The organism is Reichenbachiella faecimaris (assembly GCF_900176375.1).
Taxonomy (GTDB): domain Bacteria; phylum Bacteroidota; class Bacteroidia; order Cytophagales; family Cyclobacteriaceae; genus Reichenbachiella; species Reichenbachiella faecimaris.
Window position 1 is genome coordinate 475480 of sequence record NZ_FWYF01000001.1, and the last position, 23659, is coordinate 499138.

Here is a 23659-nt window from a genome sequence, read left to right on the forward strand (position 1 = left end):
TTCATAATGTTATCTTTAGGTCTAACAGATACACACGACCTTCACGAGTGATGTTAATTTTGTGTTTCTCGGGATAATTAACCTCAAGTAATTTTAACGAATTTGTAAGTCCAATTCCTTTACGGTTTATTCGAGTTTCCTCCACTTCTTCCTTGACTGTATTTTCTGTTCGAAAACTAAGTTCACCATTATCTACTTCCAGGCTGATTTTGATCCAACTCTGTGGGTTACTTTCCAGACCCGAGTGTTTAAAACAGTTTTCAATAAAATTAATAAGAATCATAGGTGCAATTCTATGGTTGTTGGTGATACCAGCATGGTAGAAATCTATATTCATTGGGTCTTCATGCTTAAGCATTTGAATGCTTAAAAAATGTTCGATCAGCTCCTTTTCTTTCGATAAAAGAACTTTCTCCTGATCACAATCATACAATAAATAGCGCAGTAGCTTAGATAGCTTTGAAATCATTTCAGCCGCTCGTTCATCTCTCAGATAGGCCAGCCCATAAATATTATTGAGCGTATTAAAAAGGAAATGTGGGCTGATCTGACTTTTTAACAACTTCAATTCAGCCTCAACTCTTTGGGCTTTATGCTCAATTTTTTGGACGGCGTTCTGATAATAGACCTGTGCCACACGGATGCTGGCCATGTAAATCATCCCCAGAAATACCATCAACAGCCATAAGGCTATCCTAACTGATTTAGGAGAATATCTATCACTGATTTGCGTTAGGCCCAACACTTCGGCAGTTATGGAATGAGCACTAATTCCTATAACAAACAGAATGATATTGATACCAGCAAGTAATCCCAGTCTTTGATCAATCTTCCCTTCCCTTGCTAAGTATTCTGGAAAAAGTTTATATCCAAAAAACCAAATGACTACTGAGCCAAAAAAGAAATAAGAGACCAAATAGTACATGGTCTCCGCCAGGCCTCTCTGATAAGCTAACACGAATGTGATGCCACTATTCACGCCAAACCAGAGGATATTAGGCCCCACTTTAAGGAAACGTTCTGTCTTCGATAATGCTTGACTCATCATTGCAATAATATATTCAAATTCTATTTGAACCCGATCAAATGAATGAAACGATCATTTTGTCGCATGAAAGATTCATTTGACTAATTGAAAGACTTTGTTCATCAAAATAACCATTTGGTACATTTATTTGGATGGTTAATAAATCTTTTTTCATGCGCGCTGAGTTCTCAAATAGTTTCGCGTCGAAATCAAAACATAGATACATGAAAAACTTCATCACATTAATAGGTATAGCAGTATGTATTATGTCATTTCATCCATTTGACCAAGGGGATCAAAATAAGATCATTGGAATCTGGGATACGCGTGACGTGCACATAGAAATCTATAAAGTAGATGGCAGATACATAGGAAACCCCATCAACTCAGGGGGAGAGAGAAACACAGAAATAGAAGTACTCAACCTTGAATATAAAAATGGTAAATGGGTAGGGAAAATATATTCCAAAAAGAGAGAAAGGCTTTTGGATGTATTATGTCTAGTGAAAGGGAACAAACTGCTCCTTGAGGTAACTGCCCGATTCGCATCTGCAGATTTGGAATGGACGAAAATTAAGTAAAGGCTCGATGATGCACTCATATAAACTACTATTTAATACGATGTGTGGACTACTCTTACTAAGCAGCTCACTCGCTACATCACAGGATCTTCAACTTGCAGGACTTAGCTATACAAAATTCTCAAATGCTAAAGTATTAGACTCTCCATCCAATGAAGAAATGGAAGTAAATGAATATAATTTCTTTTTTAACATTCCCAAGGTATTAAAGAATGAAAAGATCATTTTGATCAATGGTCTCCAGTACCGACTGGCCACTCCTGTTGTCGACAATAATCTCAATTTGGATTTGGAAGGACAGCAACTACATGTGATAGGCTATCGATTCGCAGCACTACATCAGTTGGGGCGCAAATGGAAGATGTTATTTTCATTAAACCCTACATTATCTTCTACTTTCAATACGGCACTCAACCAAGATGATTTTCTTATTAATGGTTCTCTACACTTTGTAAAGAAAAAGTCAGACCACTTTGAGTTTGGTAGCGGCATAGCCCTCACATCGAGCTACGGACTGCCCAGGTTTATTCCAACAATGCAACTAACATTCAGTTCAAAGCATGCAAAATTTGAAATGTTACTACCAAGACGTATTACTTATGATCACTATTTCGGGAAATTTACGGCAGGCATACAAGTAACAGTAAATGGCTCACGCTATAATGCAAACTATTCAAGAGTTGATGCGCTAAATGAAATTGTACAAGTGAATCAATTATCATATACGCGGATGATAGCCGGACCTTCACTAAGCTATTGTGTGGGAAAAGTTATACTTATTGAAGCTTCAGGAGGTCTCACAATCGCGCGAAAAGTGAGACTTCAAGATGACCTTTCAAACTATGAAAATTACGATATATCCAATAGTCCATTTTTTCAATTTGGAATTGCCATTGTGCCATCAAAAAAAACAACCACTAAGGATCAAATTTCAAGATCACAACAACCATGAAACAGTATTTTCTTCTAACCATCATTTTTATCCCTTCCGTCTTATACGCTCAGTCATTAAGTGACCTTTACAAAAAAGTAAGTCCGAGTGTCGTTGTAATTGAAACTAAGGAGAAAACAGAAAACACCTACGGTCATGCGAGTTATATGGGCTCAAAAGGATCGGGAGTACTTATTTCTGACCAAGGGGAGATACTCACGGCCGCTCATGTAGTAAATAATGCAGAGAGCATTACAGTGATTTTTCATGACGGGCAACGGGTTCCCGCAAAAGTAGTACGTCTTGCCGTGGTGGCTGATGTAGCCCTAATTAAGTTAATCTATTTTAATGGCAATTATCCTGTCATCGAATTAGGCAATTCCGACCTCACAGATGTTGGTGATGACATATTCATAATAGGTGCACCATTTGGAATAGAATACTCACTGTCTAAAGGAATAATCAGTGGCATTGGTGTGAGACAGTCACGAATGGCAGATTTTACCTTCGCTGAATTTTTCCAAACGGATGCAGCTATAAACCACGGGAATTCTGGAGGGCCAATGTTCAATATGAAAGGAGAAGTTATAGGGCTGGTCAGCTATATTGTTAGTGAGTCTGGCGGGTTTGACGGAATAGGTTTTGCCGCTACTATTAATATGACCAAGCAGTTGGTGATTGATAGTGATAGAAAGTGGACAGGAATAAACGGAATTCTTGTGGATCAAGAATTGGCCCGATTACTCAATATCCCACAATCAAGCGGTCTACTTATTGAGAGTGTAGTGGCCTTATCTCCTGCTTTCATGGCTGATTTGAGAGGTGGCAATATACCATTACATCTAAATGGTCAGAAATTGAATATTGGAGGTGATATCATTTTAGAAGTAAATGATATCCCAATTGTATCTGAGAATAGTATTATAGAACTGATCAAATCCGTCTCACTCATGGATGAAAAAGAGAGGAATTCCTTCAAACTAAAGATTTTGAGAGCTGGAAAAGTGCAGGAAGTTATTTTAAAATTTCTTAATGAATAATTCCATCAAACAATTAAATACCTACTCATGAAAAGTCAAATTCACTTATGTCAAGCCGACATTCCAACCGAAATATTAGTTTTTAAAACTAATCTCGCCACAAAAAAAAGGGGCAAAGCTGCTGGCCATATTCTCAATCAAAATTCTTCCATTGTAGAATGGTCAATCGATATGGAGGACATAGATAATGTACTGAGAATAGTTACGAGTGGTAACATATCAGAATACCAGATCATAAAAATGTTAAGAACGAATGGCTTCCTTTGCGAAATTTTGTTGGACTAAACCTTTAATAGGTCAAGAAGCTGTGAGTGTCTTTTTTTGATTCATATAAACCTGAAATGAGAAATCAGTAAAATTGATTTTCGGGTAACTTATAGTTTCTATCATGTCTTAAAATTTTCAATAAAAAAAATCGTCTACCCTCTCCTTTCCAACAGTACAATATTCTCCACATGATGTGTTTGTTTGGCTGAAAAATGGTCTTTATTTGTTAGTATAGGCCGTTTTTTGCGTTTAGGAACTTTTCGCGGACAAAGAACGGACATAAATAGGTTCATTTCTGAAGAATGTATTAAATTCTTTCAAAGTCCAGTCTTCCACGCTTTGCGAATATGCTAAGATGAATTAGCTCAACCTTTCTTCCAATTGATCTTTCCAAATTACAAATCCTTTTCTATCATCTTTATAATCATGCAAAATCTTAGAGAAATAAGATGGAGCTTGTTCCAGGAAAGATTGCCTTCCCTTTTCTCTGATAACTCTAATATGTCGATCGACTTCTTCAAGCCTACTCTTGAGAATGATGCGGTCTTTGCTAATGTGCCAGATGTAGGTAGCCTCTTCTGTATCCAATGTTTCCAATACAATGTGAAACTTTGTGTTTCCAGAAATGAGGAAGACGAAAGAAAATGGCGAAAGAACAAAACGCAATTTCAAAATGCCAAACCCATGCTTTGATGCCAAATATTTGAGCTGCCTTCCGTGTTTTACATTGTGTTTGTCAAGCAGGTCGTCCAATAAATCTTTCCCTGAACCATAGAGTGCTTCTAGGTCTTTCTGTTTTGTTTCCTCATCGGTGATTTCAGCATTCTTTTTAAGAAAGCTCTTCTTGACAAAATGAAACTTTACACTATCAATTACTTCACGGTTTATCTTCAAAAGATCATTGGATTCAGCGCTCTGAGCCTGTAAAATATGATCCTGAAACTCAGCATGAATCTCTACAGAAACATATTTCAACTTCAGCACCTTCGAAAAATAGGGCTTGAGGATGTTAAATTCTGGTCGGATATCTAAATTCTCAATTTCAAAATCCAGTTCAGTTTTGGTTTCCTTTATAAAATGTCTGAATGAGATACCTCCGTATTGAAATTCTAGCTCATCAAAAGATACTTTGACATCACGGTCAATAATTAAGTCTTTATTCAGAGGGGGTTGCTCAGTTGAATCATCAAACAGAGAAGCTTGTCTATCCAGGTTACGGTAGTGAACATTTCGTTTTAGAAATAGCCGATGCAAATAGCCAATCTTATGGTCATGATAATCATAGATGACAGGAGTCACTTCAGAACGCTGTACCCTTCCAATATACTGAATTAGCTTTCCTTTGAATGAAAAAGGATAAGCAAGAAACAATCTGGAAACGTTTTGAAGGTCAGAGCCTTCACCAAAATACTGCCCTGTTGTGATAAGTGCTTGATAATCTCCTTTCTTTAACCTTTCCCGCTTTTCATTTCTCGACTTACTCGAATCGTCACCAGAAAGTGTCACCACCTCATAAGATTGCTTTAAAAACTGATGGAGGGTGTCAATATGCTCTTTTCTTTCCGTGATGATAATGGATTTAAAACCTTGTTTAAGTTCATTGATCACATCGTTGAGAATTAGTCTGTTTCGTGTAGTATCATGTACTAAAGCCTTTGATAGCACTTCAAATTCATCAGTTTTTGGATCAAAAGGGAAGTCGAAACCAGTAGTTCTAATTACAATCCTGGCTCTTTTAAAATTTTCGATTTCTGAAACTTTGATCTCTCCAATAATTTCACCCAGATGAATGAAAATAAGTTTGCCATCTGAGTGCTTCCTAAATGGAGTTGCTGTCAACCCATATTGGTAGTAGGGGGTTAGTTTTGAGATGGTATTTGAATATGTTTTAGCTGGAATGTGGTGACACTCATCAATGATGAGTGTACCAAAATGATTTTTGAGTTCAGGTTTTATTTCTATCTGTTTGGATAAACTCTGAATGATCGCAACAGTGATTTTTTCTCCAACTCTGTTTTTACTGGAACCAATAATTCCAATTTCCTTTTTAGGAATGTTTAAGAAAGCTTGAATACGTTCAACCCACTGATCGAGGAGCTGTTTTCTATGGACAATGATCAAAGCAGGTTGTTGTTTATCTACAATGATTTTTAATCCAATTACTGTCTTACCAGCTCCCGGAGGTGCCACGATGATACCAAAGTCCTTATTTCCAGATGAAGAAATAATAGGTTTTTGATGTGCCAAGAGTTCAATACTGGATTGGAAAGTGACTTTCTTCTTGAGTTTTCTCAGATCATTGAACTCATAGTCTATCTCGTTTGCTTTGAAATGTCTGATAAGTTTTCCTGTGAAACCTCTGGGAATGATTAGCTCAAATTCCTTCTCTTCAATGAGTTTAAAATACCTCTCGGTCCCCCAAGTATTTTTACCCGATTTCTTTTTAACGAAGTATTCAGAATTACCAACATTCAATTCCTCCTTCAAAAAATCGATGAGGGGTAGAGTTAATGATGTTCTATTGATGTGAATGCTACTACCCAAGTTGATTTCCAACTTGGAAGAGGAATCTGAGAAAGTGCTTTTTCCTGCCTCATTGGTGAATTTATCATATAACTTATCAAGCACAAGTGCATCAATTCTTCGTATTGAGGACAGAAAACCTAGTTGATCCTCAAAAGGCTCAAAAGTCACAGGATTAATAAACCAGCTATTTCCTTTTAAGAGTGAATTTCCATAAAGTGGTAACGCAATGAGGTTCCCTAAACCTCTGCCCGAATGAAAATTTTGGTTAGGAAACAGCCGATCAAAACTGGAAGATTTATCAAATGCTGAGAATGCGCCTGTTTGTTCTAAAAGCGTAATCATCACCTTTCTGCTTCTAACAGCTGGATAGTTCTTATCAATGAAGACCCAGACATGCGCACCATTTCCAGATTGGGACCTCTCCAAATAGGATGGAATACCGTTTTCTGAACATAACTCAAGAAAAGCTAAGCTTTCTTCTTTCCACTTTTTACCGTCAAAGTCAGCTGCGATAAACCGACTAGTATTGTCCTCTAGTAAAGGATATCCCCCAATATGTTGTTCTCCTGAAAAATGTTTTTTGAGTTGATAATCATCAAGTTTTAGATAGGATTTCTCAGTAAAATTAGCAAAAGAACCTCCCTTCATTTTATGAAGCTTATATAAGTACGGGTCATAATGATAAGCTGGAGAATACCCTTTCTTATTTCCCTTTTCCCAACGGATAGCGAATACATCTTCTCTGACTTTAAAAAGAGCTTTGTAAAGTCCAAGTTGATCTGCCGAAGGTTTTAAAGAGTTCACTATTAATGGGGTATTAAACTTTGCATTTTTCTGAAAATGACTTTTCTAACAATCCGACCATCTCCCCGTGCTTATTAGGGTTGTATCGTTTAAGCCTTGTCAGGTTTTGAATTTTCCACTGAACCGATGGGAATCTTTCAAAGTCATAGATACCCCAATCAGGTTCCAATTTTGAGAATCCGATTAGAAATTGTTTGTCTGGATCAGTCCAGGACTCAGATATCTTAGAGATAAGGGCGTTCCTCGTTGCTTCAAAATCATCATAGGTAAATGGCTCAGCGGTCATCCCCGAAAACTGATTTTCGAAAGCAGATCGTTGATCTTGTAAGTTGGGTTGAAGTAATTCGTGAATAGGCCTGTTGCTACTGATAGCTGAGAGAAGAAATCCTTTCTTTATTTCATCAATGATGCCCTCATTTTGTAATAGATATTTCACATCAAAAAGGTCACGTGGGTGCTGTCGATCTAGCGCAGCACATATTTTCCCTCCATACAATTGGGATAGTGGAACCACAGGGATTGAGCAAAATGCATCGAATTGATCTTGTGCTTTTTCGCATAGTTGATATTCAACAGGATCAGAAAGAACACCCCGATTGGTTTGATTTACCTCTACCTTAACTTGAAAACTTCGATTGGAAACTTGAAGTTTGGAGACTTCCATTTGATGTTGAACTTTTGCTTTGGGAAGAGCTGTAAGAATTCGGCCTTGTATCCGTTCCAAAGCATCGGAAACATTGTCCAATGAGGTCTTACGATCTTCTATCGGTAGGTATGTCAAATCAATGTCCACAGATAACCTAGGCATTTCACGCACAAAGAGATTGATAGCAGTTCCCCCATGTAATGCGAAACATTTTTCTTTGGCTATCTCTGGTAGAACAGATAGTAATAAGGATACCTGTCCTCTGTAAGTTTCATTCATCATTTAAGCCCAGGTCTTTGTTTACGGTGATTTGATATTTGGGAATATAAGCACCTCCAGTTATGATACTTCTTTTCCCCTTACCCAAGTCTATTTGGTCAAGGTCTATGTGCTTCAGCCAAGCATGTTCTGCCTTATCTGCAAGAAATAAAAAAAGCCTTTTAACTTTCACTGAAGCACATGCTTCTAACAGTTTTTGCACTTCTTTTGGTCTAAGATTATTGAGCCCTTCCATTAGTTCGTAACATTCACGCAAGTCTTGATACTTTGGGACCAGGTATAGACATTCCATGAGTGCTCTTGCTGAATTAGATATTTTAAGCGGAAAACTTTTTCTTTCGATTTGAGTGAGGCCTATATCCTTGGGAAGGAAACCTGATTGGTAATGATTGAATTCAGTACCCCAATCGTAATTTTTAAACCAAACTGGTAGGTTTTCTTCTTTCCCTCCAAACAGTGTTATTCTCTTGGTAGAAAATTCAAGGTAATGAGACTTACCCAATAGAGACAATGCAGTTTTTCCACCAGGATGTATACTTGAATCACCTTGTTGTTGTAGTGAATGCAATGCGCCTTCATAATTGACCTCATCTCCGGTTCTTATCATAGCACCTGTGCCGATAGATAAAAGCCAGTTGCTTTTACGGTATCTCTTTTGTAAGTCAAGGCTGTAGCCTTTTTTTGATAGCCAGGAAGCCAGGAAGACAATTCCCTTGGGTTGAGATTGTAGTAATTGGTTTATTTTACTTCCTTTTTCGGTATTCATAGTACCAATCTATCATGAATTTTAAACCATAACAACTTTTGGTTTAAAAAACCGATCTTAAAGGTACTTTTAGTCCTTTTCAGTTAGAAAATATAAACCGCTTTTATGATGAAGTAAGCATTAAAGTTCATTGTCCGCTAGACATGTTTGTCAATTCTTTGCCCTTGGACAAAAAACGGACAAAAACATGTGGAAATCTAGGAAAATGTTGGGAATGGATGAGAAACGATAGGAAAGCATAAGAAATGGAAAAAGCCTAAAAACGCTGTTTTTGATCCGATTTCCCAACTTTCATGAGAAATTTCTCATTTGATTTCCTATTTATTTTCTCAATTCTAATAAGCAGATGCATTCCACATGATGTGTATGAGGAAACATATCTACAGGCTGCACCTTGGTCACCTGATATTGTTGATCCATCAAAGCGATATCTCTGGCCTGTGTAGCAGGATTGCAACTCACATATACCACTTTCTGAGGAGCCAGTTTCATAATCATATTCACTACGTTTTCGTGCATACCTGCTCTTGGGGGGTCTGTGATGATCACATCAGGTTGGCCGTGCTCAGACACAAACTCATCATTAAGCAGGTCCTTCATATCTCCAGCATAAAAATCAGTGTTGGTGATACCATTCACTTCTGCATTTACAAATGCATCTTGAATAGCCGCCTCTACATACTCTATGCCTACTACCTTTTTTGCCTGCTTGGCGCAATAATTGGCGATAGTACCCGTACCTGTATATAAATCATACACCAACTCATCTCCTTGCAGATCAGCAAATTCTACTGTTTTGTCATACAATATTTTAGCCTGTGCAGAATTGGTTTGGTAGAAAGACTTGGCACCTATTTTGAATGCTAAGTCTCCCATCTTTTCTACAATGTGATCCTTCCCTGAAAAGGTTATGATTTCCTGATCATAAATAGTATCATTCTTCTTTTGATTAATCACATATAGTAAGGAAGTAATTTCTGGGAATTTGCTTTTCAAATGATTCATCAAAGTCCCAATTTTCTCTTCATCATTTTCGAAAAACTGAATCAGCACCATCAATTCGCCAGCATCTGTATATCGAATCATTAAAATTCTTAACAACCCTACTTGTTCTCTGATATCGAAAAAGGAATAGTCATTGGCAATAGCAAAAGATCGAATTTCATTTTTAATGGCATTGGCTGGATCAGCCATCAAATGGCAAGTATCTATATCCACAATCTTATCAAACAGACGGGGTACATGGAAGCCTAACGCATTTCGTTCGATTACCTCATCAGACTCAATTTGTTCTTTAGTCAACCACTTTTTATTGGAAAAAGTAAACTCCAGCTTGTTTCTGTAACGATCAGTTTTGGCAGAGCCAATGATTGGGGAAACTTCTGGCAGTTCTATTTTACCAATACGAGTCAAATGATCCTCCACTTGTTGCTGCTTAAATGCTAGCTGAGAATCATAAGCCAGATTCTGCCATTTGCACCCTCCACATGCGCCAAAATGTTCGCAAATAGGTTCTATTCTTAGGTCAGAGTAGGTATGGAATTTCAAAGGGTAACCTTCCAAATATGCCTTTCTCTTCTTTCGTACTTGTACATCTACCACATCCCCTGGAACTGTTCTTTCTATAAAGATCACCTGCCCATCCTGACGTGCTAAACTTTTGCCTTCTGCTGCTACTGCCTCAACTGTCAGGTTTTCAATTACAATATTCTTTTTCTTTCGTGCCATGAATTGCAAAACTAGATAATCCAACAGTCCAATATTCAATTTTTAAATCCCATTTTTCTTTTTAAAAGTCAAAACCAGACAGACCATCCTAAAACTGAAGTGTTGATTGCAAAAAAATCACTTCATGTCACTATATTGTGTGTTATGAAAAAAGTCCTTTTTCTCATAATCACTTGCTTAGCTCTGCACGCAAAGATATGGGCCTGGCATATTGTGGGTGGCGAAATGGAACTCACACATTTGCAGGATTATACATATCAACTCAATCTCATTCAGTATTTTGATCGTGCACAGAGCACTAACCCGGGGCCAGATTTTTCGGCCACTGTGTATTTTTTTAGAAATAGTGATCACACATTTATTCGAACTGAGACTCTTTTTCAAGCGAGTGATGAATCCGTAGCATATACTAACCCAGAGTGCGCAATAGGTGATCTGCAGACTGGGAGAGTTACTTATACTGCTGAAATAACGCTTGATCCAGATATTTTCAATGAAGAAGAAGGGTATTATGTAACTTGGGAAAGATGTTGTCGAAATGCCTCCATATCAAACATAGTTAACCCCTCTGGTCAAGGCATGACTTATGTGCTTGAGTTTCCTCCAGTAGTGAAAGAAGGTGCACAATTTATTAATTCCTCACCACAGCTATTTCCACCCTTGAGTGATTATGCTTGCATAAACCAAATCTATTACGCAGATTTTTCTGGTACAGATCCAGATGGAGATTCGATTGCTTATTCGCTTTCAACACCTTTGAACAGTTCTGTTGGAGGAACTCCACTACCCATTCCTCAACCCAAGCCTTTCCCAGAAATTTTCTTTTCAGGTGGTTTTAGTATTGACAACGTGATTCCTGGAAGTCCCTCACTTGCCATCTCAGATGATGGCTATCTCACTGTCAACCCAACCAACATTGGCCTATATGTCTTTTCAGTTTTGGTAGAAGAATTTAGAAATGGTGAAAAATTGGGTGAACTCAGAAGAGATTTTCAGATGCTGGTAGTTGATGGATGTGATCCTCCTACACCACCAGTTGCAGAAGTCAGGCTTGAAGGGGAAACGGATTTATACACAGAAGGAACTGTCATTAGTTATTCTACAGCTGATGAAAAATGCTTTGAATATTTGGTTGTTGACAATGCAGGAGAAAATGTAAGCTTTAAAGCTGTAGGTGTCAATTTTGATGAAGAAGTATCAGATATTTTTAAAATAGATAGCAGTACAATTATCAATGAGGAAGGTGATACTTTAAGAGTAGAGGTATGTATTTCTGATTGCCCCTACAAACAAGACGAGCCCTTTATCATTGATCTGATTGCCTCAGACAATGCCTGCCCTCTCCCACAAAGGGATACTGTACGTATGATTTTCAATGTGGAGCCTCCGGCCAATAACGATCCATTTTATGAAAGTCCGAGTAGTGCATTCCCAATTCAGCGAACAGAAGAAGAAGGACAGGTGATTGCCATTGACGATTTACTCATTGGCAAAGATGACGATATGGATTCGCTAAGATTCTTCTTTGTGGCTGATGGATACGCCCCAGAAGATTATGGTATGTCTCTTGTACCTGAAACTAACACTTTAGGGGAAAGAAGTGTTACATTCAATTGGAATACGAGTTGTGAATCATATCCATTTGGTGATCAAAATATTTTTGATTTAGGTATTGTCCTAGAGGATTATGACACTTGCGCCCTTGACAGTGGTGATACTCTTTTTTATGAACTAGAAGTTATCCTGCCAGACAATACACTGCCAACTATATCCGTACCATCTAATACCTACAATCGTCTAATCAAAACGAACCTTCCTTTTGAAGTTAGCGCTACAGATGCAGACAATGATCCAATCACGTTAACTGCTTTCGGGGATGGATTTAACCTTCAAAGTATGGGAGCTGTTTTTGAAAACCAGTCAGGTGATGGAAATGTTTCTTCAGATTTCTTTTGGGATCTGTCCTGTGAGAATTTGAATATTACAAGTAGTCAGACCTATAAGATTTTTTTTACTTCAGAAGATGAAGATGTATGTTATGAATCCAATAAAGACACTGTAGAAGTCATTGTAAATGTGATCGTTCCGCCTAACAACACGCCAACATTCGAAGTGGAAAACAACTACACTTTGAGTGTCAATGAAGAGTTTGAATTGGATATTGTGGCCAGTGATGGAGACAATACAGATTTGTTGACACTCGATTTACTATCCAATAATTCTGCACCACCTTCTGAGGGCTTTTCATTTGAACCTAGCACTGGAATTGGAAGAGTATCTTCCAGTTTGTCCTGGACTCCAGAATGTGGTCTTCTTGGTGACAATTTCGAATCCAACACCTATTCAGTAGATTTTTTTGTGTATGACGACAACTGTCCAAATATAGAATCTGAGGTGCATACCATAACTTTTGAAGTAACAGAACTTACGGTTGAATATGGTCAATTTGCACCTCCCAATGCATTTACTCCTAACGGAGATGGCCGAAATGACACCTATTCCTTATCCAATCTTACTGAGCAGTATTACAATCTTCCGCCAGACAATTGCGCAGATCAATTTCAGTCAATTGTGATTTTTGATAGAGCTGGGGGCACGGTTTTCAAATCAACTGATAGAGAATTTAACTGGACCGGACAAGGAGCTGAAAATGGCACCTATTTCTTCCATATAGATTATATAAATACTGACTATAAAGGGGTGATTACACTAATAAGATAGATTAAAAACCCAAACCAACCCGAAGTCCATGCCCATAGTTGGAACCGTTTTGTATCGCACCATAATAGTCCACTCTGAGCACCTTAAACAAATGCTCCAATCCAACTCCATATTCTACATAATGCTGTGCAGCTTCCGTGTATAGATAATTGGCTGATGTAACTACCTGAGCTTTTAACTTCCTGACCAATGGCAATTTATTCAGTATAAAACCATTGAAATGATGATCAACATGCGCGCCAATCCAAGACTTTCTCGTACTGAACTCATAATAATCCAAGAGCTGGTAATTGTCATTATCAAAATTGGCAAAAATAGATTGATTACCACTATGATGCTGATAATCCATAAATGTCATTTGATCATCATTAAGAAAAGTACCAGCCCAGAGGGTGTAGTTGCCACTGCCCAACAAACCATAGTTAGCATCCTGAAATATTCGAACGCTCAACTCATCAAAATCTACCTCAGACCCAAAGGCACTTATACCTTTTCGATAAGTTAAATACAGCATGGGGTAATTGCTCTCAAGGTTGAATTTTTGATCAGGTCGTGTAATATATTTTTGCCCAAACTTAAAATGTAAACTCGTATTAAAGATCAATGCATCATTTGTTCCGAAAGATGTGTTTTGCAATTCAGCACTAGCAGGGGCATTGAGTGAAAACTCACGATCATCTGAATAAAAAAATGAATGGTCTGCTGTATTAAACAACTCATTCCTTCGTGCATATTCCAGAGTAGACTTCCACGTGATACCATTCACCACCTCACTCGAAAAGTATAGTTTCACAAATGATTTCTCGTACAACTTCATGTAGTTCCGACGATTGATCAAGGATTCAAAAGAGTTAATTAGTGGAGTAATAGGCAAATCTGCATTAAACTGAGACACGAACTGGCCTCCTTCGACAAAGGCCCTCGTTCTTTTAATTGGATCAAACTGATAGGAGAACTTGGCCTTGTAATAGAAATCATTACTTGAAAAACCATATCGTACAGTTGGGGTTATTTGATACTTCCATATCCCCTCCTTTTCTCGTGTATAAATGGTTTTGAAATTGACAAGTCCTCCCTCTACTGTGTTGTATTGCACCAAATCATAAATAGGCTGAAATCTGAAGTACTGCTCCTTGAAAGATTTTTGATAAAAATACCCGCCAATAAATAGGTTCTCAAAATTGAACTTATTGACCGCCTTGTCTACTGAATCTTTATACGGTTTTGATTCCATCAACACCTGCAGACTGTCCTTCCATAAGTAGTCAACCTTTTCAAGTTTAGTCAAAGGAATTGGCCTGATTTCTTTCCAATAGTTGGCATTTCTTTGGTTGGCCTCATTTTCAATTTTCAATATTTCATTGTCAAAATAATCTTTTGGGAAAAGTGGGGACTGTGAATCATTATTTCCATTGACTTCATAGTTTGGCTGGATTTCATATTCCGAATGTATCCCAACAAAGTTGCCGTTTCCTCTGAATCCCAATACATTGAGATAGTAAGTGAACCGTTGAGACAGTAGCATCCAAATATCATCTCGCACAGGTGCAAATACCTGATAGATATTCACCTGATCTATAAATTCAACTTGATGCTCCTTGGTGAGTTTTAAATCAATACTATGCAGTCGCCAGGAGTCTTCTATGATATAGATAAAACCTTCAAAAACTGGATCATTTTTTCTCTTAGGAATGACCTTGATTTTATTGACCAAAATCCCTCCTTCTAGAATTGTACCTTCCAGTTTGTAATCATAAAAAAACAAGGCATTATTGGCTATTGGCGATACAAACCCTCTTTCTGACAATCCAGGAAATGTCAATAAGTTATCATAAAAGGAAATGAGCATTTGAGAACCTTGATTGTAACTAAAAGCTGAATTGCTTCCACTTACCTTAGAGGATATCATCACCTCCTTTATCTTGTCTGGACGAGCTACACTGAGCTCTGAGACAGACTCTGATAAATAAACAATCCCTGTATCCAAGGCTATATTGACGCCTAATATTTGATCTGGTTTTTCATCTAAAGTCTGCATGCCTTTGATATACACCTTGCACTTGTAAGCCTGCACTTCTTCTAAATGATATTTTCTTTTGGCTATGGCCTCTCTAATCACAGCATACGCAGGATCCTCGCCTCCTGCCTTAATCACTATTTCATCTAGTTGAAACACTTCTGGTTCGAGCACTACATTTAGGAGAATTCGTCTATGATCAACCTTAAGCGGGATTTGTTGTTTTTTGTAACCCACATACTGGTAAACCAACTCGTAATGACCTATTGGCAGATCGAGGCTGTATTTGCCTTCTATATTGGTAGTAGTTCCTTTAGTTGTATTTAAGATGTACAAAGTGGCATACGGCAAGGGTTCACCACTTTGATCAGTCACGGTGCCAAATAGCTCTGTTGCCATCCCCTGAAACGGAAGACCACTCAGCAATAAACCAATAAATGCATTTTTTAAATATAGACGCATGAAGTAGCTGTCCTTTTAGCAATTTCAAAGACAAATTAATAAAGAATTCAAAGCTGGAAACAATTTATCTCAAAAACGAGTATTACCTCAAGACTTGTTAAATTCGAGTCAGAATTAAATTACAAATGCCCAAAAATCAGACCGTAATCATCACAGGAGGAACTTCAGGAATTGGTAAGGCCTGCGCTGAGCTTTATGCCTCCAAAGGATACAATATTGTTATTACTGGCCGTGACACTGAGAAGCTCAATTCAGTCGTTCAGTCGTTCAAAAATTCAGGTTATCCCATCTTGGGTATTCAAGCGGATGCTGCCAGTGAGTCTGGTGCACAAAAAGTAATAGAACAAACAATCAAGACCTTTGCCTCTATAAATGTGCTGATATGCAACGCTGGTGTTTCAATGCGTGCCATGTTCGAAGATTTGGACTTGAAGGTATTCAAAGAAGTGATGGAGATCAACTTTATGGGCACTGTTAATTATGTAAAATATGCCTTGCCTCATTTACTGGAGTCGAAAGGAACTATCATAGGTATCTCCTCGATCAATGGGCACAGAGGTACACCTGCAAGAACAGCCTACTCCTCTTCCAAATTTGCTATGGTAGGCTTTTTCGAAGCGTTGCGAACAGAGTTACTCTATCGTGGTGTACACGTGCTAGTAGCCAGTCCAGGATATACTGGAACCAATATTCGAAACACAGCCCTGACAGCCCATGGAAAAATCCAAGGAGAATCCCCAAAAGACGAAAGTAAAATGATGACTGCTGAAGAAGTAGCACTTCGTATTTACAAAGGGCATCAGAAAAAAAAGAGAAACTTTATTCTCACTCCTTTGGGCTGGTGGCTCAATTTTCTCAACCACTTCGTACCAAGACTTATGGATAAAATCGTATATAATGTATTGGCTAAAGAACCAGATTCACCACTAAAAGAAAAGACTAACTGATACGCTTGATCATCTTCGATCGAATGTAGACCTCTTGTCCATTCCAATCTACTTTAACCCAAATACCTTCTTCATCTAAGATTTTGAGACGATGGCCTTTTTGCACCACTTCTACCAAATCAGCACCAGCAGATGGCCCTGTCATGAGATAAGCATGATTTTCTGTAATAATGCCTTGCGGTTCACTCAATTCAAAATTGGTCACCCAAAAGAAAATCAGTAAAACCACGACTGCTGATACCGCATACGGTTTTGCGTTTGACCCAGACTTAATCTTTCTATAAAGTACAATGCCAAATAAGAAAAGAGTAATACCTAAAACAAGCAGATTAAACGCTACATAATACTTATTAACCAGGCCTTTAATGAAGGTGGTATCCGAAAGTGAATAACCATTCAAACTATGTTCTGTGGCCAATTTCTCCATTTTGTTTTGCGCACGCTTATCAGAGGTCTGCAAATAATATCTATTCAAATAAAGCAATGCCTGACTGTAATCACCTAAACCTTCTTTGATGTAGGCCATCTTCATAAGCATTTGCGGAGAGGCTTCATTGTTCTCATCCAACAACTGCTCATATATCTCGAAAGACTCTGTATATTTTTGAAGCTTAAATAGTGAATCTGCTTGTCCTAATTCCCCCTTCATATCGCCTCCAAATGAAGAAAAAGAAGAGGTCATCAAGCCGACCAAAAGTATTGTAATAAAATTGAAGATATTGTTTTGTTTTTTACTCATCTCGTGCCTACATTTGCAACCGCAAAATAAGGGAAGGGTCAATAAAAATGAAACTTTCTTCTGCGAAAAAAGTTTGATTCGTTAGCTCAGCTGGTAGAGCAACGCCCTTTTAAGGCGTGGGTCCTGGGTTCGAGCCCCAGACGAATCACTTACTGATAAAGACCTCGGTACCAGCCGAGTTTTTTATTGTCCATAGTCTAATGACTGGTTAGCTCAGCTGGTAGAGCAACGCCCTTTTAAGGCGTGGGTCCTGGGTTCGAGCCCCAGACCAGTCACTTAAAAACATCAAGTGTGAGCTTGGTGTTTTTTTTATGCTCCATGCCTACTAGATTCCCTCAAAACGGATCAGTCTGTATTTCTGGGGGATTGAATATTTTTCATCTTATAGAAATAAATAATAATTCTCTACCAATACTTTTTACGATATAAAGGTCATTTCGTCGGGAGGCACGACCAGAGAAATCTCCTTAGCTACTGGCAGCATGCCAATGCATTTACAAATACTGCTTGACCCTGAGGAGATCCCTGACGGGATGACCTTCAGAGAGTAAGCTTGCCTCGGTATGAAAAACTCTGCCCCCAACTTTACAGACTGATCCCTCAAAACTCATTTTAGAACAAATCGTGGATCAATCCATATTTTTCAGGGATTAGACCCATCCTAATGTATAGTTCTTAAACAGTTGGCTAATCCTGAGTCAATAACCTTTGCGAACTAAAGGGAGGTACGACCAGAGAAACCTTGTCAGCTGGCAACAGCATGTAAATGTCTGTGCAAATTTTCTGCTCGACCTTGAGAAGATATCTTCTCTATTCAAACATTGGATGACGCTGAGCTCGTAAGTTTATTCAGACATCCAAAAATTTCCCCCCAACTTTACCTGATTGATCCCAAACCATAGCTTTTGGAACAAGCTCTTTTACACTTCCGTGTACACAGTACGTCTTGTATCAAATTGATAAGTTTCAGGATTGCCAAAAAGAAGATTACCTGGTTTTTTCGTATCCTCACTGGTGAAAAAATCTATGATCGCGGAAGCCAATTCTTCTTTACTCAATTGTAAGTCTCCGTTTAGGTCTAGCTTTTTAAAACAGATGTCTATGAATTTTATTTCTACTCGCAAAGAAACGAAAAAGCACATATACTCTTGCTTAGACAGAAAATTGTTATGATCCTTGTCGTAGATGTAGAAAATATCTTCCGCAACTTGTTTGGCTACATTTTCAAATGATCCATACATCTCATCTACAGCCACTGCTTCCAAATACTTAAGCCAATTGGTTAGGTTACATCTGCTTGGCTCTTGATTGGCTAAAAATGTAGTTAATTGATTCCAAAAATCTTGCCCACGCTTGGTGATGAAATCCTCCACTTCTGAAGGTGGCATCAAACATCTAAATATGGCCACATTATCCCCAAGACTTTGGAAATCTCTTTGTTGGAGAAGGCCATCATGATCGAAATCAAGAATCTTAAAAAGGTGTGTAAATTTTTGAGTAAGAGTTGAAGAAAGCATGCCGCCAAAGTACAGAAAATCTAGATTATTTCCTATACAGGACTAATCTAGATTCATTACTCATCCCATCCAGCCAAGAATGTCCAATGCCGTGTAGACTAGTGCCAAAGAAAGGATAGCATTAATGAACATTTTGGCCTTTTCGTTCTTCATATACCTTTGAATGAGTGCCCCAAACAGTGCCCATACGGAAACACTAAAAAAGCAAACCAAAGCCAAAAAAATCGTCCAGATCAACAGTAGCAAAGGGTATTCATTAGCTCCTACTAAAAAAGTGGTAAATATCGTCAATCCGTAAAAGAGTCCTTTAGGATTTACGACTTGTAAAAACAAACCTCTGGAATAACTAGCCAGCTGCGTACCATTTTGATTGGCAGTGTAACTGGAGTTAAAGGTTTTATACGCCAGCCAGACAATGTAAATAGCACCTACATATTTCAAGTATTGCTGTATCCAGGGGGCGTAATGCATCAACGAACTCGAAAGTACGGCACAGGCAAATAGCAACAAGAAAAAGCCCGAGACTATTCCCAATAGATAATTCAACGTTTTTCGGTAACCAAAAAGCATACCCATAGACGCACTGGATATGTTATTAGGACCTGGCGTAATAGTGGTAATGAATATAAAGGACAGAAAAGAAACACTAATAAACTCCATATCTACTTAGTTAGATGCAGTTAGTTCATCATTGAATTTCAAGAAAAAATCCACCAGATTATCATCATGTTCTAGTTTCAGCTTCTTTCTCAGCCGATAGCGGGCAGTTTTCACACTTTCAGGAGATATGCCCAAGACACGTGATGATTCTTTCAAATTCATATTCAAGCGTAGCAGTGCAGACAACTTCAATTCAGCATTACTCAATTCGGCATATTGCTTTTTGAGCAACGTAAAAAAATCTGGATGTACTTCTTCAAACATGAGCTTAAAATTTTCCCAATCCTGATCTATACGAAAACTGTCAGAGATCAAATGATTGAGTTTGCTCAATCCTTTATTCGTATCTGGAAGAGACTCCTTTTTCAGTTCATTGATCTTTTCTGTCAAATCACTCATCAATTCATTCTTCTGAATGAAATTTAAAGCATAGGAGGTTAATTCCTTTTTCTTTTGAATGAGCTGATTTTGCAAATCTTTTTCTTTCAGCTTCGAGTTATTCACTTTAAGCCTTAGTATTAATATCATAAACAAAAGAGAAATAATCACAAAGACACCTGTAATCATTGTACGAAATAAAAAGAGTTGCTCTTCTGCCTTTTCTTTTTCTAATAAAGCAATCTGCTTCTGATTTTTCTCTTCTTCATATTTCAACTGCAGCACTTCTACCTTCTTTTGAACTTCCTCTCCCCTAAAAGATTGATCCAATTCGTAGAGTTTACTAAATACATCAAACGCTTCCCTATAGTTTCCTTCTGCAGCAGAGATATCCCTCTTCTCCTGATAGGCATGTATCAAACTAATCTTGTCGTCTCCAGTCTGACTCATCCTAATGGCTGAGTCTAAATAGCTATGAGCCAATTTGAAACGTCCTCTTTTGGCATACAACACACCCAGATTGGAATACAGATCATTGACTAAAAAATGTCTTTCATTTTCGAAAGTAGCGTTGGCTTTTTTCAAATGAATTTCAGCAGCATCCAAAGAGTCCATTCTTAATAAAATCGAGCCTACATTATTGTGTAGCAGGGCTTCTCCATCTACATCACCTATGAGTTGCTTGAAAGCTATTGCTTTGTAGAAATAAAAAAGCGCGGTGTCCAAAACCTGATTTTCAGCAAGCGACTTCCCCAAGTTTAAATAGACAGAGGCCAAACGAACCGTATCCTGCATGGCCTCTGCAGCAGCCACAGCCAGTCTCCCATGATCAATTGCCTTTTCATAATTACCTATGGCATCATATACATTCCCAAGATTAGAATTACTTGACGCAATGCTTCTATAATCTTCATTTTCCGTACCTATTCGCAGCGCTTCCAAATAATAAATTGTGGCATTTTCATTATCACCCCTCAGCCAATAAGCTGATCCTAAAATGTTATTGTAAACGGCAGGCATGTGCTGATTTTCCATCCGCTTGGCAATGACCAACCCTTCTTGGGCTAAAGCTTCCAAAATATCTGGATCACTTTTCCGATAAGCAAAACAAGTACGCGGAATCCAATTGAGCTTTTCTTCAGTATCTGGCATTTCTGCCAATACCTGTTTCAAGGAGTCTAATTGTGCCGAGGCAACAGCATAGGAAAACAGCAAAATGAGTAGTAGTGTGCTGCGCATTGGTTTTTTGAGTTTTAGTAAGAAATAAAATTAGCAAAATTCAGAACATACCAATTGCTAACTTATAATCTACCACTGAACGTAAAACCTAATGGAATGATGCACTGAAATTGTTTACTTTACTAAAAACCATTATTCAAAATGAAAAATACTCTACTCGTATTTCTGTTTTCATGTTTGTTATTCAGCTGTGGGTCTGATGACGACAATCCCAATAATGACTCCAGTAACGTGCTAGAAGATGCTGTAATTCATGAGATTTTAGATACACACAACAGCTACAGAAGTGATGTGGGTATTGCGAATATCAGCTGGTCAGAGGATGTGGCAGTTTCTGCGCAGGCCTGGGCAGAAGAACTGGCCTCCAACTGCGAATTCAAGCATTCTGGGGGAGACTATGGTGAAAATATCTGGGCTGGTACTGAAGGAGCCTTTACTCCTACTGATGTAGTAACCAGTTGGGCTTCTGAAATCGCTGACTATGATTATGAAACCAACACCTGTGCTGCTGGCAAAGACTGTGGACATTATACTCAGATTGTTTGGGAGAATACCACAAAGGTCGGCTGTGGAGTAGCTACTTGCGATGGACTGGATATTTGGGTTTGTCAATATGATCCACCAGGAAATTTTATTGGGGAGAAGCCTTACTGATATAATCTTGCCGTTAGCGCTTTTGCAAAGCGTATCAACGCTATTTCATTACCCAAATCTATAAACTACCTTGATAAACCTATCATTTACTAATCATTTGCATTGAATTACTTGTCTGACGCCTATTCTAAGAGCTACAAATTCAACTCCAACCAATCCAGCGTGGACTGATACATGACATTGTTCTTGTCTGACTGTGGCAGATCACTTTCTTCTATAAACTTCCCGATCTCCAAATCCCCTAGGGGGAATGGATAATCTGTACCTAGAGTGATTTTCTCTGAGCCAATCATCTCTATAATGTACTTGAGGTAAGGTAGATCGTGTGTAATACAGTCCACCCAGAATTTGCCTAGGTATTCTCTTGGGTTGATTGGGTTATCTATGGCTACTAAGTCTGGTCTACAGTTGAAACCATGCTCTACCCTACCAATCGTAGCCAACAGTGAGCCTCCTGCATGTGAGAAGTTGAATCTTACTTTTGGGTACTTCTCCATCACTCCTCCAAAGATCAGCGAACAAGCTGCACGAGAGGTTTCTGCAGGCATACCCACCAGCCAAGGCAACCAATACTTTGCCATGTGCTCTCTACCCATCATCTCCCATGGATGTATCATGATGGCAAGACCTAACTGCTCGCAAGCCTCCCATATCGGATAAAACTCTGGCTCATCCAAGTTTTTATTATTGATATTTGAGCCAATCTGAATGCCAGGCATGCCCAATTCTTTGATTCGTTCGAGCTCCTTCACGGCATGATCAGCAGACTGCATAGGTACTGTACCTAATCCAATGTAATGCTTTGGATAGTCGTTGACCACTTGCGCAATGTGATCGTTTAGATATCGAGACAGCTCCAAACAGTCATTCGCCTTCGCCCAGTAGCTAAACATGACTGGAATAGTGCAAACCACCTGATAGTTTGTATTAAACTTTTCATATTCTTCGATTCTGACTTTCGGATCCCAGCAATTTTCATTGATCTCCCGGAAAAACTCTCCACCTTTCATCATATCAGCAAAGTGAGGTCGCTTATGCACCAAATGGATAAAATCTCCATAGCCAAATTTCTTGGCAAAGTCAGGCAATTTTTCAGGCAAGATATGCGTATGCATATCAATTTTCAGGTTTTTAGTCATGGGTGTTGTTTAATACTTTTTTGAATCTACTGGCTGATTCAATCAATTTCCGAAATTAAGCATTTAGATTTGCCTTTTTGAAATTAGAATAAAAAATTATGACTGCAGAAATCCACACTAACAAAGGTGTAATGAAGTTGGAGTTTTTCGAGAAAGACGCTCCGAATACAGTAAAAAACTTTACTGACTTAGCTAAAAAAGGTTTTTATGATGGATTGACTTTCCACAGAGTCATTCCTGACTTTGTGATCCAAGGCGGATGTCCTGATGGCACTGGTGCTGGTGGGCCAGGCTACCAAATAGACTGTGAGCTGGACGGCGACAATCAATTCCACGACCGTGGCGTATTGTCTATGGCACATGCAGGCAGAAACACTGGAGGATCTCAGTTCTTCATCTGCCATAGCAGAACCAACACAGCTCACTTGGACAGAAACCATACGGTTTTTGGCAAAGTAGTGGAAGGTTTGGACGTGATTGATCAAATCGAGCAAGGAACTAAAATGGAAAAAGTAGTCGTAACTGATTAATTCACCATTCCATCAAGAACTCAAAAGCGACCTTCGGGTCGCTTTTTTTATGCACTCATTT

The 23659-nt window shown here is 38.4% G+C and carries 19 protein-coding genes and 2 tRNA genes; 10 read left to right on the forward strand and 11 right to left on the reverse strand.

The window, feature by feature from the left end; all coding sequences use genetic code 11:
- Window position 1: 1 nt before the first annotated feature.
- On the reverse strand, window positions 2-1048 hold the full coding sequence (locus B9A58_RS01960; RefSeq protein WP_084370747.1) for a sensor histidine kinase: 1047 nt from the start codon (window positions 1046-1048) through the stop codon (window positions 2-4).
- A 203-nt stretch (window positions 1049-1251) separates the two neighbouring features.
- On the opposite strand from B9A58_RS01960, the gene B9A58_RS01970 reads away from it, so the two are divergent.
- The 4 genes from B9A58_RS01970 to B9A58_RS01985 are packed head-to-tail and all read left to right on the forward strand — an operon-like array spanning window position 1252 to window position 3864.
- Window positions 1252-1608 (forward strand): DUF2147 domain-containing protein, encoded by a 357-nt coding sequence (locus tag B9A58_RS01970; RefSeq protein ID WP_084370749.1) that lies wholly within the window; start codon window positions 1252-1254, stop codon window positions 1606-1608.
- 7 nt (window positions 1609-1615) lie between these two features.
- The gene (locus tag B9A58_RS01975) at window positions 1616-2560 is read left to right on the forward strand and encodes a DUF6268 family outer membrane beta-barrel protein (protein ID WP_139793710.1); all 945 of its coding nucleotides are present in this window, start codon (window positions 1616-1618) and stop codon (window positions 2558-2560) included.
- Window positions 2557-3579 (forward strand): S1C family serine protease, encoded by a 1023-nt coding sequence (locus tag B9A58_RS01980; RefSeq protein ID WP_084370751.1) that lies wholly within the window; start codon window positions 2557-2559, stop codon window positions 3577-3579. The genes B9A58_RS01975 and B9A58_RS01980 overlap by 4 nt, the downstream gene beginning before the upstream one ends.
- 27 nt (window positions 3580-3606) lie before the next feature.
- Window positions 3607-3864: a hypothetical protein gene (locus B9A58_RS01985; RefSeq protein ID WP_084370752.1), complete on the forward strand. Its 258-nt coding sequence runs from the start codon at window positions 3607-3609 to the stop codon at window positions 3862-3864.
- Between the two features lie 342 nt (window positions 3865-4206).
- Here the strand turns inward: B9A58_RS01985 and B9A58_RS01990 are convergent, their stop codons facing one another.
- The 4 genes from B9A58_RS01990 to rlmD form a co-directional block, all read right to left on the reverse strand.
- Window positions 4207-7176, reverse strand: a complete 2970-nt coding sequence (locus B9A58_RS01990) for a DEAD/DEAH box helicase (protein ID WP_245826966.1) — start codon at window positions 7174-7176, stop codon at window positions 4207-4209.
- Between the two features lie 13 nt (window positions 7177-7189).
- Window positions 7190-8104 (reverse strand): nucleotidyl transferase AbiEii/AbiGii toxin family protein, encoded by a 915-nt coding sequence (locus tag B9A58_RS01995; protein WP_221407801.1) that lies wholly within the window; start codon window positions 8102-8104, stop codon window positions 7190-7192.
- Window positions 8094-8867 (reverse strand): type IV toxin-antitoxin system AbiEi family antitoxin, encoded by a 774-nt coding sequence (locus B9A58_RS02000; protein WP_084370754.1) that lies wholly within the window; start codon window positions 8865-8867, stop codon window positions 8094-8096. The genes B9A58_RS01995 and B9A58_RS02000 overlap by 11 nt, the downstream gene beginning before the upstream one ends.
- 321 nt (window positions 8868-9188) lie before the next feature.
- Complete coding sequence (rlmD, locus tag B9A58_RS02005) at window positions 9189-10595, reverse strand: 23S rRNA (uracil(1939)-C(5))-methyltransferase RlmD (protein ID WP_084371939.1); 1407 nt, start codon at window positions 10593-10595, stop codon at window positions 9189-9191.
- A gap of 144 nt (window positions 10596-10739) precedes the next feature.
- Here rlmD and B9A58_RS02010 point away from each other — a divergent pair, with 144 nt between their 5' ends.
- The gene (locus tag B9A58_RS02010; protein WP_084370755.1) at window positions 10740-13316 is read left to right on the forward strand and encodes a T9SS type B sorting domain-containing protein; all 2577 of its coding nucleotides are present in this window, start codon (window positions 10740-10742) and stop codon (window positions 13314-13316) included.
- Window position 13317: 1 nt separating this feature from the next.
- Here the strand turns inward: B9A58_RS02010 and B9A58_RS02015 are convergent, their stop codons facing one another.
- Entirely contained in the window at window positions 13318-15795 is a 2478-nt protein-coding gene (locus B9A58_RS02015; protein WP_084370756.1) for a DUF5686 and carboxypeptidase regulatory-like domain-containing protein, read from the reverse strand.
- Between the two features lie 125 nt (window positions 15796-15920).
- Here B9A58_RS02015 and B9A58_RS02020 point away from each other — a divergent pair, with 125 nt between their 5' ends.
- Window positions 15921-16742, forward strand: coding sequence for an SDR family oxidoreductase (locus B9A58_RS02020; protein WP_176214651.1), 822 nt, complete (start codon window positions 15921-15923; stop codon window positions 16740-16742).
- Here the strand turns inward: B9A58_RS02020 and B9A58_RS02025 are convergent.
- Entirely contained in the window at window positions 16735-17481 is a 747-nt protein-coding gene (locus B9A58_RS02025) for an SH3 domain-containing protein (protein ID WP_084370758.1), read from the reverse strand. The genes B9A58_RS02020 and B9A58_RS02025 overlap by 8 nt on opposite strands.
- Window positions 17482-17556: 75 nt before the next feature.
- Here B9A58_RS02025 and B9A58_RS02030 point away from each other — a divergent pair.
- Together B9A58_RS02030 and B9A58_RS02035 are read left to right on the forward strand one after the other, a co-directional pair.
- A tRNA-Lys gene (locus B9A58_RS02030) sits at window positions 17557-17629 on the forward strand.
- Window positions 17630-17683: 54 nt separating this feature from the next.
- Window positions 17684-17756 (forward strand) — tRNA-Lys (locus tag B9A58_RS02035).
- A 645-nt stretch (window positions 17757-18401) separates the two neighbouring features.
- Here B9A58_RS02035 and B9A58_RS02040 read toward each other — a convergent pair.
- From B9A58_RS02040 to B9A58_RS02050, 3 genes are read right to left on the reverse strand one after another with little or no spacing between them, the layout of a single operon-like run.
- Window positions 18402-18998 (reverse strand): EF-hand domain-containing protein, encoded by a 597-nt coding sequence (locus B9A58_RS02040; protein WP_084370759.1) that lies wholly within the window; start codon window positions 18996-18998, stop codon window positions 18402-18404.
- A gap of 60 nt (window positions 18999-19058) precedes the next feature.
- A complete protein-coding gene (locus tag B9A58_RS02045; RefSeq protein WP_084370760.1) occupies window positions 19059-19658 on the reverse strand; it encodes a LysE family translocator in 600 nt (199 codons plus the stop codon).
- Between the two features lie 6 nt (window positions 19659-19664).
- Window positions 19665-21275 (reverse strand): tetratricopeptide repeat protein, encoded by a 1611-nt coding sequence (locus B9A58_RS02050; protein WP_084370761.1) that lies wholly within the window; start codon window positions 21273-21275, stop codon window positions 19665-19667.
- Window positions 21276-21416: 141 nt separating this feature from the next.
- On the opposite strand from B9A58_RS02050, the gene B9A58_RS02055 reads away from it, so the two are divergent.
- Window positions 21417-21929, forward strand: coding sequence for a pathogenesis-related family 1 protein (locus B9A58_RS02055; RefSeq protein WP_084370762.1), 513 nt, complete (start codon window positions 21417-21419; stop codon window positions 21927-21929).
- 134 nt (window positions 21930-22063) lie between these two features.
- Here B9A58_RS02055 and B9A58_RS02060 read toward each other — a convergent pair whose 3' ends face one another.
- A complete protein-coding gene (locus tag B9A58_RS02060) occupies window positions 22064-23068 on the reverse strand; it encodes an amidohydrolase family protein (RefSeq protein ID WP_245826967.1) in 1005 nt (334 codons plus the stop codon).
- A gap of 95 nt (window positions 23069-23163) precedes the next feature.
- Between B9A58_RS02060 and B9A58_RS02065 the strand changes: the two genes are divergently transcribed.
- A complete protein-coding gene (locus B9A58_RS02065) occupies window positions 23164-23598 on the forward strand; it encodes a peptidylprolyl isomerase (RefSeq protein ID WP_084370763.1) in 435 nt (144 codons plus the stop codon).
- The last annotated feature ends 61 nt before the right edge of the window (window positions 23599-23659 follow it).

Coding starts and splice junctions, on each gene's coding strand:
- B9A58_RS02055 (WP_084370762.1), top strand. CDS start 21,417: ATGAAAAATACTCTACTCGTATTTCTGTTTTCATGTTTGTTATTCAGC.
- B9A58_RS01960 (WP_084370747.1), bottom strand. CDS start 1,048: ATGATGAGTCAAGCATTATCGAAGACAGAACGTTTCCTTAAAGTGGGG.
- B9A58_RS02045 (WP_084370760.1), bottom strand. CDS start 19,658: ATGGAGTTTATTAGTGTTTCTTTTCTGTCCTTTATATTCATTACCACT.
- B9A58_RS02020 (WP_176214651.1), top strand. CDS start 15,921: ATGCCCAAAAATCAGACCGTAATCATCACAGGAGGAACTTCAGGAATT.
- B9A58_RS01970 (WP_084370749.1), top strand. CDS start 1,252: ATGAAAAACTTCATCACATTAATAGGTATAGCAGTATGTATTATGTCA.
- B9A58_RS02060 (WP_245826967.1), bottom strand. CDS start 23,068: ATGACTAAAAACCTGAAAATTGATATGCATACGCATATCTTGCCTGAA.
- B9A58_RS02025 (WP_084370758.1), bottom strand. CDS start 17,481: ATGAGTAAAAAACAAAACAATATCTTCAATTTTATTACAATACTTTTG.
- B9A58_RS02050 (WP_084370761.1), bottom strand. CDS start 21,275: ATGCGCAGCACACTACTACTCATTTTGCTGTTTTCCTATGCTGTTGCC.
- B9A58_RS02000 (WP_084370754.1), bottom strand. CDS start 8,867: ATGAATACCGAAAAAGGAAGTAAAATAAACCAATTACTACAATCTCAA.
- rlmD (WP_084371939.1), bottom strand. CDS start 10,595: ATGGCACGAAAGAAAAAGAATATTGTAATTGAAAACCTGACAGTTGAG.
- B9A58_RS01980 (WP_084370751.1), top strand. CDS start 2,557: ATGAAACAGTATTTTCTTCTAACCATCATTTTTATCCCTTCCGTCTTA.
- B9A58_RS01975 (WP_139793710.1), top strand. CDS start 1,616: ATGATGCACTCATATAAACTACTATTTAATACGATGTGTGGACTACTC.
- B9A58_RS01985 (WP_084370752.1), top strand. CDS start 3,607: ATGAAAAGTCAAATTCACTTATGTCAAGCCGACATTCCAACCGAAATA.
- B9A58_RS01995 (WP_221407801.1), bottom strand. CDS start 8,104: ATGATGAATGAAACTTACAGAGGACAGGTATCCTTATTACTATCTGTT.
- B9A58_RS02040 (WP_084370759.1), bottom strand. CDS start 18,998: ATGCTTTCTTCAACTCTTACTCAAAAATTTACACACCTTTTTAAGATT.
- B9A58_RS02010 (WP_084370755.1), top strand. CDS start 10,740: ATGAAAAAAGTCCTTTTTCTCATAATCACTTGCTTAGCTCTGCACGCA.
- B9A58_RS02015 (WP_084370756.1), bottom strand. CDS start 15,795: ATGCGTCTATATTTAAAAAATGCATTTATTGGTTTATTGCTGAGTGGT.